This is a genomic window from Mesorhizobium sp. M0340 (assembly GCF_040321535.1).
GTDB lineage: Bacteria > Pseudomonadota > Alphaproteobacteria > Rhizobiales > Rhizobiaceae > Mesorhizobium.
Map to the genome: position 1 here is coordinate 58,008 of NZ_JAMYRR010000028.1, position 10,462 is coordinate 68,469.

At 63.9% G+C, this 10,462-nt stretch carries 10 protein-coding genes; 3 read left to right on the forward strand and 7 right to left on the reverse strand.

Annotation, left to right across the window (positions count from 1 at the left end; all coding sequences use genetic code 11):
* Nucleotide 1: 1 nt before the first annotated feature.
* Nucleotides 2-1,825, forward strand: a complete 1,824-nt coding sequence (gene edd / locus NKI79_RS28300; protein ID WP_352804043.1) for a phosphogluconate dehydratase — start codon at nt 2-4, stop codon at nt 1,823-1,825.
* A 50-nt stretch (nt 1,826-1,875) separates the two neighbouring features.
* Here the strand turns inward: edd and NKI79_RS28305 are convergent, their stop codons facing one another.
* From NKI79_RS28305 to NKI79_RS28320, 4 genes are all read right to left on the reverse strand, one after another.
* A complete protein-coding gene (locus NKI79_RS28305; RefSeq protein WP_352806211.1) occupies nt 1,876-3,543 on the reverse strand; it encodes a vWA domain-containing protein in 1,668 nt (555 codons plus the stop codon).
* A 110-nt stretch (nt 3,544-3,653) separates the two neighbouring features.
* Nucleotides 3,654-4,652, reverse strand: coding sequence for a GlxA family transcriptional regulator (locus NKI79_RS28310; protein ID WP_254820541.1), 999 nt, complete (start codon nt 4,650-4,652; stop codon nt 3,654-3,656).
* A 16-nt stretch (nt 4,653-4,668) separates the two neighbouring features.
* On the reverse strand, nt 4,669-5,568 hold the full coding sequence (folD, locus tag NKI79_RS28315) for a bifunctional methylenetetrahydrofolate dehydrogenase/methenyltetrahydrofolate cyclohydrolase FolD (RefSeq protein ID WP_352806214.1): 900 nt from the start codon (nt 5,566-5,568) through the stop codon (nt 4,669-4,671).
* Between the two features lie 201 nt (nt 5,569-5,769).
* Nucleotides 5,770-6,507 carry a hypothetical protein gene (locus tag NKI79_RS28320; protein ID WP_352806217.1) on the reverse strand — a complete coding sequence of 246 codons (738 nt, stop codon included), beginning with the start codon at nt 6,505-6,507 and terminating at the stop codon, nt 5,770-5,772.
* 225 nt (nt 6,508-6,732) lie between these two features.
* Here NKI79_RS28320 and proC point away from each other — a divergent pair, with 225 nt between their 5' ends.
* Nucleotides 6,733-7,548 carry a pyrroline-5-carboxylate reductase gene (gene proC / locus NKI79_RS28325; RefSeq protein ID WP_352806220.1) on the forward strand — a complete coding sequence of 272 codons (816 nt, stop codon included), beginning with the start codon at nt 6,733-6,735 and terminating at the stop codon, nt 7,546-7,548.
* A gap of 14 nt (nt 7,549-7,562) precedes the next feature.
* Here the strand turns inward: proC and NKI79_RS28330 are convergent, their stop codons facing one another.
* The 3 genes from NKI79_RS28330 to NKI79_RS28340 all read right to left on the reverse strand — a co-directional run bounded on the left by NKI79_RS28330 (nt 7,563) and on the right by NKI79_RS28340 (nt 9,613).
* Nucleotides 7,563-7,955, reverse strand: coding sequence for a type II toxin-antitoxin system VapC family toxin (locus tag NKI79_RS28330; RefSeq protein WP_352806223.1), 393 nt, complete (start codon nt 7,953-7,955; stop codon nt 7,563-7,565).
* Complete coding sequence (locus tag NKI79_RS28335) at nt 7,955-8,197, reverse strand: type II toxin-antitoxin system VapB family antitoxin (protein ID WP_254820546.1); 243 nt, start codon at nt 8,195-8,197, stop codon at nt 7,955-7,957. The genes NKI79_RS28330 and NKI79_RS28335 overlap by 1 nt, the downstream gene beginning before the upstream one ends.
* Nucleotides 8,198-8,299: 102 nt before the next feature.
* Nucleotides 8,300-9,613 (reverse strand): NAD(P)H-dependent oxidoreductase, encoded by a 1,314-nt coding sequence (locus NKI79_RS28340; protein ID WP_352806226.1) that lies wholly within the window; start codon nt 9,611-9,613, stop codon nt 8,300-8,302.
* Between the two features lie 380 nt (nt 9,614-9,993).
* Here NKI79_RS28340 and NKI79_RS28345 point away from each other — a divergent pair.
* Nucleotides 9,994-10,462, forward strand: a 469-nt coding sequence (locus tag NKI79_RS28345; protein WP_352806229.1) for a pilus assembly protein TadG-related protein, incomplete at its 3' end; no start/stop codon positions are given.

The following is a 10,462-nucleotide window of genomic DNA, read 5'->3' on the forward strand; positions in this document are numbered from 1 at the left end:
CATGACCGCAAGACGCGACATCGAAGCCATCACCCAGCGCATCCGTGAGCGCTCCAAGCCCGGTCGCGAGGCCTATCTCGGCCGCATCGCCGAAGCCTCGAACCGCACGGCCAACCGGGCCGTGCTGTCCTGCGGCAACCTGGCCCACGGCTTTGCCGTCTGCAGCCCTTCCGAAAAGGTGGCGCTTGGCGGCGACCGGGTGCCGAACCTCGGTATCATCACCTCCTATAACGACATGCTGTCGGCGCATCAGCCTTTCGAGACATTTCCGGCGCTGATCAAGGACGCGGCGCGCGAGGCCGGCGGCATCGCCCAGGTGGCCGGCGGCGTGCCGGCGATGTGTGACGGCGTCACCCAGGGCCAACCCGGAATGGAGCTGTCGCTGTTCTCGCGCGACGTGATCGCCATGGCCGCGGCAATCGGCCTGTCGCACAACATGTTCGATGCCGCCGTCTATCTCGGCGTCTGCGACAAGATCGTGCCGGGGCTGGTGATCGCGGCGCTGACCTTCGGCCATCTGCCGGCGGTCTTCATCCCGGCCGGGCCGATGACGACCGGCATTCCGAACGACGAAAAAGCCAAGATCCGCCAGCTCTATGCCGAGGGCAAGGCGGGGCGGGCCGAACTGCTCGAAGCGGAATCAAAATCCTATCACGGGCCGGGAACCTGCACTTTCTACGGTACCGCCAATTCCAACCAGATGCTGATGGAGATCATGGGCCTGCACACGCCTGGCGCTTCCTTCGTCAATCCCGGCACGCCGTTGCGCGACGCGCTAACCAGGGAAGCGACGAAGCGGGCGCTGGCGATCACCGCGCTCGGCAACGCCTACACGCCAGTCGGGCGGATGATCGACGAGCGCTCGATCGTCAATGGCATCGTCGGCCTGCACGCCACCGGCGGTTCGACCAACCACACCATCCACCTGATCGCCATGGCAGCGGCGGCCGGCATCGCCGTTACCTGGCAGGACATCTCCGATATCTCGGAAGCGGTGCCGCTGCTGGCGCGGGTCTATCCGAACGGCCTTGCCGATGTGAACCATTTCCACGCCGCCGGCGGGCTCGGCTTCCTGATCCGCGAACTGCTCGACGCAGGCGTCTTGCATGAGGATGTGCAGACTGTGTGGGGCGAAGGGCTGCGCCCCTACGCGGTCGAGGCCAAGCTCGGTGCAGACGGCGGCGTCGTGCGCGAGGCCTCCCCGCGCCAAAGCGGCGACGAGAAGGTGCTGGCACCGTTCAAGAAGGCGTTCCAGCCGAGCGGCGGGCTGAAAGTGCTTTCAGGCAATCTCGGCCACGCCGTCATCAAGACATCGGCGGTCAAGCCGGAGCGGCGCATCATCGAGGCGCCGGCCAAGGTGTTCGATAGCCAGCAAGGGCTGAACGAGGCGTTCAAGGCGGGGTCGCTGACCGGCGACTTCATCGCCGTCATTCGGTTCCAGGGTCCGAAGGCCAACGGCATGCCGGAATTGCACAGGCTGACCACCGTGCTCGGCATCCTGCAGGACCGCGGCCAGCATGTGGCGCTGGTCACCGACGGCCGCATGTCGGGCGCTTCAGGCAAGGTGCCGGCGGCGATCCACGTGACGCCGGAAGCGGCGGAGGACGGGCCGATCGCCAGGATCCATGACGGCGATATCATCAGGCTCGACGCCGAGGCCGGGACTCTCGAAGTGCTGGTGCCGGCCGGCGACTTTGCCCTGCGCCGGCCCGCCGACAGCGACCTCATAGGCAATGAATTCGGCTTCGGCCGCGAGCTTTTCGCCGGGTTCCGGCAGTTGGTGGGCCGCGCCGACCATGGCGCCAGCGCCTTCGGTACAGCGTGATCTTTTTTCGGCAATAAGGAAGAGCGGCTGACGACTGCTCTCCCCTGGATCTATTGAACCGTCAGTTCGGCTCGCGCGCCGGCCCTGACCGTTACCGTGCCTTCCTTCGAGCTGTTGTCCGATTTCTCCGAAACCACCGCGTAGTCACCGGCCGACAGGGTGGCTTCATACTTCTGGTCATAGGCGTAGCCGACCGACTTGCGGGTTCCGTCGATGTTCTTCCTGGCCTCGAATATCTCGATCTTCGAGGCCCCTGGCGCGGTTATCGTCAGCATGCCGGCGTTCATCGCGATCTTCAGATCCTGATGGTCGCCGACCTTGACGCTGAACGGCTGCTCGGCAACCGCAAGGTCGACCGTCGCGACCAGCACATAATCGTCGGGCGGCAGATCGAACTTGCTGTCCGGACCGTAGGCATAAGTCACCTCCCGCCTGGTTCCGTCGACGCTCTTTTTCGCCTGGAGCACCTTGAAGCCGACGCCCGAACCCTCGGCCTTGTCGCCGCCGGCAGCATAATAGGCGTTGGCGACGATACGCCCGACGCCGACGATGACGTCCTTGTCGATGACCCTGCCGGCGGCAAGCGGGATCGTCTCGGTAACCATGCCCTGGCCGATCGTGACGGTCACCTTCTGGTCGCCGGCCGGCAGCACGACTTTCGTGTCGCCGTAATAGGTCGGCGGGGTGTCGACGCCGGGATAGCCGACTACGACAGCCGCGCCGCCGTCAACGTCCGCTCCTTCGCTTGGCCTGGGGTGGATGACCAGCGTGCCGGCATTCAGGTTGAAGTGCGGCTTGGCGACCTGGCCAGGCTCGATCTTGATCTTCTGTTCGGCCCTGGCCTCGCCGGCGCGTGCGACGACGATATAGTCGCCCGGCTCAAGATTGCCCTTGTAGGCGCCATATTCAGTGGTGACGGGATCGCCGCGCGTGCCGTCGGAATTTGCCTTGTAGATCTCCCAGGCATTGCCGTCGGTGACGGGATCGCCACCCTCGGCAAGCACGACGGTGGGCACGAAATTGGACTCCGCCGGCTGCGCGGGCGCCGGCTGGGGAGCAGGCTGCGGGGCGGGAGCCGGTTCAGGGGCGGGCGGCGGAGGCGCGACGGTCTCGACGAGGGCGTCCTGCAATGCCTTTTCATCCGACGCTTCGATATATTTGCCGCCGGTGTTGTCGGCGAGGCAAGCGACCTGCTTGCCCTCGGCCGCCGTCAGGCCGAAGCCGACGACATTGACGGTGAAGTCGACGCCGGCAGCCTCCAGTTCCTTGCCGAGCGCACAGGGGTCGCCGTTGCATGTCTCGATGCCATCGGTGATGAGAACGACCGTCGCCTTGCCCTCGGTGTATTTCAACGCCTCCGCCGCTTGTTTGACGGCGGCGGTCAGCGGCGTTTTGCCCTGAAATTTCAGGCTGTCGGCCGCGGCTGAGATCGCACTGGCCGAGCCGGCCTGCGGTGGCACGATGAGTTCGATGTCGTCACAACTGGCCTTCTCGCGATGGCCATAGGCCATGAGGCCGATTTCCTCGTCGTCCGGGACCGATTGCAGTACGTTCCGCAGCGATTGACGGGCGATTTCGAGCTTGGGCTTGCCGTCGATCTGCGCCCACATCGAGCCGGAGGCATCAAGAACGATAATGACGCGATCGGCGGCGAAGCCGAACCCCGTCATCCACAGCAGCAGGGTCGCCGCCGCGGCGCTCCGCACAAATCCCACCATCGAATATTTCCCCATCAGTCGCCGCCGCTCGGCGCCGGAAAGCTATTTGACGCCGCGTCGCGACACAAGCCCGGCTGGAGCACGAAGCTGCGCCGCCGCTGTACAAACCCTCAATAGGTCGTGCGGCGTTCCTCGGAAGGCGGCCGGCCGAACTGCAGCCGATAGCTCTGGGCAAAATAGGAATGCGAGGTGAAGCCGGTGGCGATCGCCACGTCGAGGATCGGCATGTTGGTCTGGCGCAGCAGTTCGCGCGCCCGCTCGAGCCTAAGCCGCATATAGTAGCGCCCGGGCGTCACGCTGAGATGACGCAGGAACAGGCGCTCGACCTGGCGCACCGACAGGCCCGCCGACTTGGCAAGCTGCACCGCCGACAGCGGCTCGTCGAGATGGTCGGCCATCAGCTCGACGATGCGGCGGAGCTTCTCCGACTTGCCGGTCAGGTCGCGCTCCGGACCGACGCGCTGGCGGTCACCGGCCGAGCGGATGCGCTCATGCTGGAACTGGTTGGCGACGCCATTGGCGAGGCTCGAGCCGAAATCACCGCGCACGATCTCCAGCATCAGGTCGATGGAGGTGGTGCCGCCGGCGCAAGTGTAGCGCTTGCGGTCGATCTCGAAGACGTTGCCGGTGCAGTTGATATCCGGAAAGCGTTCGAGGAAACCGGCGCGGTTTTCCCAATGGATGGTGCAGCGATAGCCATCGAGCTGGCCTGCCTCGGCAAGCAGATAGGAGCCGACCGAAAGCGCGCCGAGCGCATTACCGCGCCGGCCCCAGCTGCGCAGCGCTGCCAGCACCTTGCTCTTGCCGGGAAATTCCGTCGTCAGCCCGACCGAGACGAACAGGATATCGACCGGCGGCAGATCGGCGACGGCGTAGTCGATCTTGAGCGGCAGGCCGTTGGACGCCATGACGGCATCGCCGTCGGCCGACACCGTCGTCCAGCCATAGAAATCGCGGCCGAGCAGCCGGTTCGCCGACCGGAACGTGTCGATTGCCGCGGCCAGCGAGAACATGGAGAACTTGTCGACCAGCAGAAACCCGAACTGCCGGCCGCCCTGAACGGGATCATTGGTGACCGGCCGTTCTAAGGGAACAGTGAGGTTCGGCAAGGACGCTGCTTTCTGGTCAGAAGGAAGGCCGTTTCAACCCGGCCGCGAGATAGGCGGAAGCTAGCGTGTTGGCCATCAGCATGGCAATGGTCATCGGTCCGACGCCGCCAGGCACCGGCGTGATGGCGCCGGCCGCCGTCGCCGCGTCGGCAAAGGCGACATCGCCGACGAGGCGGGTCTTGCCTTCACCCTTCTCAGGTGCGGCGATGCGGTTGATGCCGACGTCGATGACGGTTGCGCCAGGCTTGACCCAGTCGCCCCGGATCATTTCGGGCCGGCCAACGGCGGCAACCAGGATATCGGCGGTGCGGGCAAGCGCCGGCAGGTCCCTGGTGCGGCTGTGTGCGATGGTGACGGTGCAGTTGGCGGCAAGCAGAAGATTGGCCATCGGTTTGCCGACGATGTTCGAACGCCCGACGACGACCGCATTGAGGCCGGACAGGTCCTTGCCGCGCACCCGTTCGATCAGCAGCATCGAGCCGGCCGGCGTGCAAGGCACGAAGGCGGTCTCGAGCTCGCCGGTGCCGAGCTTGCCGACATTGATGAAGTGGAAGCCGTCGACATCCTTCTCCGGCGCTATGGTCTGGATGATCTTGCCGGCGTCGATATGGCCGGGAAGCGGAAGCTGCACCAGGATGCCGTTGATGGTCGGATCGGCATTGAGCTGGCCGATGATCTTCAAAAGGTCCGGCTCGGAGGTTTCGGCCGGCAGCGTGTGCTGAACCGAATGGAAGCCGCATTCCTTGGCGGTGCGGGATTTCGAGGCGACATAGACCTGGCTCGCCGGATCCTCGCCGACGATGACCACCGCGAGACCGGGCGGCTGCCCGCCGTTTTCCGCTAGTTCGGCGGTCAGTGTCTTGACCCGCCGCACCACGTCTTCGGCGACGCTTTTTCCGTCAATCAACTCAGCCATGAACCACCCTCGACGCCTATTGCTAAGCCTGCCGCATCCATGCGGCGTGCTCCAGATATGTTTTTATGCAGGTCGTTGCCCAGAACCATGCGCGGGCGGGCGGACATGCAGCGCGGCATTTTCACGAAAATCGAGCCGGGCAATCCCGTCAATGCGCCGTCCCATGCCGTTAACTCGAAACCGGCATGTTTTATTCGACGCTCAGAAATAGCGGCGATGCGTGCGGTTTTCGGTGAGCTCGCGAACCGCCTCGCGGAATTCGCGCAGGCTGGCGCGGATTTCCTCGATCTGGCTTTGCAGATCGGCGGCTTCCGAGGCCTGAATTGCGTCCCTCGACCAGGCCTGAGTATGGGCCGAATGCGGCGGCGTGGGTTGCTGTGGATACGGTGCCCGACCGGCATAGAGCGGCTGCGGGTAGAAGGCAGGCGACATGGCTGCGCTTGAATTTGTCGCGGTGGAAGTCTCACCCGACGTCATCTCCTCCGGCGCTCCGCCAGGCATGAGCCGGCTCAGCGCCGACAACACGGCACTGATCGGACCAGGACGTTTGGTGCGCGCGACCTCGACCGGCAGAGCGGGAGGCGGCGCTGCCGGGTATGCGGCGCGATCGGCGGAGCCGGCATCGGAGCCGCCAAGGGAGCCAGCGGGGTCGAAAAACCGATCGGCAGCTGTAGCCTCTTCCATCAGCATGGTGCCGGCCTTTGGCTCATCAGGATGGGGCTGGCTTATGCCGGCAGCTGCCAACAGGATCGGGCTGGCACGCGCTTCGCGGCGCGAGCGGGCCAGACGATGGCGTGTGGCAGCATCCTCGCGCCATGACGGGGCTGTACGGTCCTCCAGGGAAACCAGCGCTGCTTCGTCTTCGTCGCGCGCTGCCTCGACGAACGACAGCAGGGACTGCTCGTTCCTCCAGTGTTCACGATTATTCCTATAAGCCATGGTTTCTGAAGCTTCCCCCTCGGGCTGGGACGTCGCGACCGCCACTGGTTAAGCGATGCTAAACACGCATAGAAAATAAAAGGTTAATGTGATCGCCGCGCGCCTGCGCGACTACATGCGCATCCAACCGCACGGGTCCGGGTTTCCGCCTGATCACGGTCCCAACGGGGCTTCCCCGCCCTGCCGCGAACGGCTATGGGAAGCCATCTCTATGGGAGGCTTTCGATGACGATCAGGCTTGTTCTCGCCGGTTGCGGCAATATGGGCTCCGCCATGCTTTCGGGCTGGCTGAAAGCCGGCAAGCTCGCTCCGGCTGCGGTGTTCGTGGTCGAGCCCAATGCCGAGTTGCGCAAGCGTGCCGAAGCACTGGGCTGCTCTGCTGCCGCGGACGCCGGCGCCATCCCGGCGGACGCCGTGCCGGCCCTCGTCGTGATAGCGGTCAAGCCGCAGGTGATCCGCGACGTCACGGCTGGCTATATCCGCTTCAACGATGGCCGAACCACTTTCCTCAGCATCGCCGCCGGGACGCCGGTCGCTACGTTCGAAGGCATTCTCGGCGATCGCGCGCCGATCCTGCGCTGCATGCCCAACACGCCGGCGGCGATCGGCAAGGGCATGATGGTGGTGTTTTCCAACAGGCTGGTTTCCGAGGACACCAAACGCCTTGTCGCCGACCTGCTTTCGGCAAACGGGCAAGTGGCCGATATCGCCGACGAGGGCCTGATGGACGCGGTGACGGCGGTCTCCGGGTCGGGGCCGGCGTATATCTTCCACTTCATCGAGGCGCTGACCGTGGCCGCCGAGAAGGCCGGCCTGCCTGGCAAGATCGCGAAGCTCCTGGCCATGCAAACGGTCTACGGCGCCGCCTCGCTGGCCGCCGAAAGCGGCGAGGAGCCCGGCGTGCTTAGACAGCAGGTGACCAGCCCCAACGGCACCACGGCTGCCGCGCTTGCCGTGCTGATGGGCGAGGACCGTCTGACGCGCCTGCTCACGGAGGCGGTGGAAGCGGCGCGGCTGCGGTCGATCGAGCTGGGGAAGTAACAGCCGATTGCGGATTACGCGAGATCGGTATGCGAAAAGTCGTTGCCCTTGTAGAGCAGTGCGGAGCCATGACTTTTTGCGCAAGCGTAAGAAAGGCAGTCGGCTAAGTTGAGCTGGGCGGGATGTCCGCGCCCCTTTCCGTAATCTGAAAATGCATGGATCGCGAGCTTGGCATCGCTGGCGTCGATAGGCACAATTTCGATTTCAGCCTCGCGAAGAAACGCCTCTATCGCATCTCCGGCGACAACCGGCGGCACGGCAAGCATCGTCGAAAGCCGCATCGCCGCTTCAAGCACTACCAACGCCGAAGTCATTCTTGCGGGCGCTGCCTCGATGCGGTTGCTCCACTCGCCGGCATCCTCTTCGCCTGAAAGAATCGCGACAACCACGGAGGTGTCGACGAACATCAGGAATGGCCCCACATCTCATCGATCTCATCCTTCGTCATAGCCCGACCGTCTTGGCCTGCCTTGGCCTTGAAGTCGTTGGCAATGGCAGCAAGCCGCTCGGCCAAGGGAATGCGTCCGCTCTCCCGCTTCAACTCGGATTCAAGCGCTTCGATGACCGCTTCCGTCATCGAAATCTTGCGTTTGGCAGCAAGCTCTCGCGCCAGTTCGCGTGCGCGCGGATCCCTGATCTGAAGATTCATGTAATCGCCTCCGCCTTCATCGTCACTACAATATAGAGAATTCGTCATGACAACGCCAGTGCTCGGCCGGAGGCGATTGCGACGGCTCACCGGTCGAGAGCCTTACGCTCCATACAGCATCCCGTCCTGCAGCCGGCGCAAGGCGAACAGCCTGGTCGTCGGGTCGGGCGCGGCATTGTCGGCGGTGAGCAATTCGCCTTTCCGCACCTGTTTCAGCACCTTGCCGCCTTCGAGCAGGCCGACGGGCACGGCGCGATGGGCGCGGGCTTCTTCGACGGTCATGGCCCAGGAGCGGTAGCAGGTCTCGCCGATCGCATCGAACGTCTCGCCCGTCGCCAGATCGCGCTTGGCCACGGCGCAGACCTCGGCCACCGGCCGTGGCAGCGGCACCATGTCGGGCTTGCCATAAAGCGCGATGCGAGCGGCCGTCAGCGGCACTTCCAGCGAGGTCAGATGGTAGGGCCTGAAGAAGCTGTAATAGGGGCCGTGGCCGATATGCAGATCGTCCATGCGCTCGATGATACGCGGATGCGTCGCCTCGACGACTACGAAGACGCCGGGCGCCACGCCCTTGCCGACGGTGTAGTCGACGACGCCCTTCTTCGACAGGATGCCGCCCTGCTCGCGCGGGATCAGCACCTTGACCAGCTCGTCGCGATCGGCCTTGGGGCCGTGCATGCCGGGAACGTCGGGCACCAGCCCGGTGGCGTTGGCAATGGCGCACATCTCGACCATGGTTTTCGAGCCGTCGACGAACTCGACCAGCATGCGCGGATTCATGTTGCGGCGTAGCGCTTCCTCGCGATAGTCGTCGGGAACGGCGTCGTGGTTGAGCGGGTTGTTCTTGCCCTTGCCGGCGGAAACGATGGTGTAGCCGAGCGCCGAAGCGAACTCGATCAGCTCCATGCAGCTCGACGGCTCGTCGCCGGCGCCGACCGAATAGACGACGCCGAGCCGGTCGGCCTGCTGCTTCAGATAGCAGCCGATAGTGACGTCGGCCTCGACATTCATCATCACCAGATGCTTGCCGTGCTGCATCGCCATCAGGTCGAAATCGGCGGCGACGCCGGGCTTGCCGGTAGCATCGATGACGACATCGATAAGCGGATTGGTGACCAGCATTTCGTTCGAGGTGATGGCGATCTTGCCGCTTTCGATCACCTGGCTGAGCTTCGACGGCGTATCGGCCTCCCGTGCCATCGCCTCGTCGCCATAGGCGATGCGGATGGCATCACGCGCCGTATGCGGGCGGCGCGTCGAGATCGCGCAAACCGAAATGCCCGGCATCAGCATGCCTTGCGTCACCAGGTCGGTTCCCATCTCGCCGGAACCGATGACGCCGATGCGCACCGGGCGGCCTTGTGCGGCGCGCTTGGCAAGATCGCGGGCAAGCCCGGTCAAGGCGACATTGGTCATGCGATAGCGTCCATTGCTTTAAGTCTTTGTTTTGTGCATGTCGCTGTCCCAAAACCGCGGCACACTTGGGCAACATGCATCAGGACGCGGGAATAGCAGGGAACGGTAACGGTTTGCCAACGAAACCGGCCGCCGGCGGTGTTTTCTTGCGCTTGGCCCCAAAATCGGATTGCTTTCTGTGAAGACAATGCACCCGGCCAAAGTGTTACCGACGGTCCTGTGGGCCCAACGTCCGCGTTCTCAGATTTAGAAAATGCCTCTCAGGGCACAACCGGCGAACGGGTGCAGCAGAACCGCTAAGCGCCGTTTGAATGGATCACAGCCAAGAAATGGACGGAAATTCTTAGTTATTCCTTTATGCATCCCGGCTTAAATGAGGAATGGACTGGCGTGCCCGTATCTTCAGGCGTTTTTTCTGCATGCGACGAATCGGCAAGAGTGGCAACGTTGCCACTATTTTTGCCCTGTCGTTGCCGATCGTCGTCGGCGGCGCGGGTCTCGGCGTTGAGACTTCCTACTGGTATTACAGCGGCCTGAAGCTACAAGCGGTGGCGGATGCGGCAGCCTATGCTGGCGCTTTGGAAAAGGTTTCAGGATCCGACAAACCAACGATAGTCTCCGCCGCGACATTGTCTGCGACAACGAATGGCTGGGACCCGTCGACAGGCACAATCGAAATCTTCACGCCCCCGTCCTCCGGCCCGAATGTGGCCCAGAAGGCTGTCGAGGTCATCGTTCATCAGACCCTCGATCGGTTTTTTACATCGATATTCACGCAAAATGCGGTCGGCGCACAGGCAAGAGCGGTGGCTCTTATCACCGACGCCTCAAAGGCCTGCGCTCTAGCTC

What these genes read in the sequence shown, in the direction of transcription:
- edd (WP_352804043.1), top strand. Translation starts at nt 2, where the DNA reads ATGACCGCAAGACGCGACATCGAAGCCATCACCCAGCGCATCCGTGAG.
- NKI79_RS28305 (WP_352806211.1), bottom strand. Translation starts at nt 3,543, where the DNA reads ATGGTGGGATTTGTGCGGAGCGCCGCGGCGGCGACCCTGCTGCTGTGG.
- folD (WP_352806214.1), bottom strand. Translation starts at nt 5,568, where the DNA reads ATGGCTGAGTTGATTGACGGAAAAAGCGTCGCCGAAGACGTGGTGCGG.
- NKI79_RS28320 (WP_352806217.1), bottom strand. Translation starts at nt 6,507, where the DNA reads ATGGCTTATAGGAATAATCGTGAACACTGGAGGAACGAGCAGTCCCTG.
- proC (WP_352806220.1), top strand. Translation starts at nt 6,733, where the DNA reads ATGACGATCAGGCTTGTTCTCGCCGGTTGCGGCAATATGGGCTCCGCC.
- NKI79_RS28330 (WP_352806223.1), bottom strand. Translation starts at nt 7,955, where the DNA reads ATGTTCGTCGACACCTCCGTGGTTGTCGCGATTCTTTCAGGCGAAGAG.
- NKI79_RS28335 (WP_254820546.1), bottom strand. Translation starts at nt 8,197, where the DNA reads ATGAATCTTCAGATCAGGGATCCGCGCGCACGCGAACTGGCGCGAGAG.
- NKI79_RS28340 (WP_352806226.1), bottom strand. Translation starts at nt 9,613, where the DNA reads ATGACCAATGTCGCCTTGACCGGGCTTGCCCGCGATCTTGCCAAGCGC.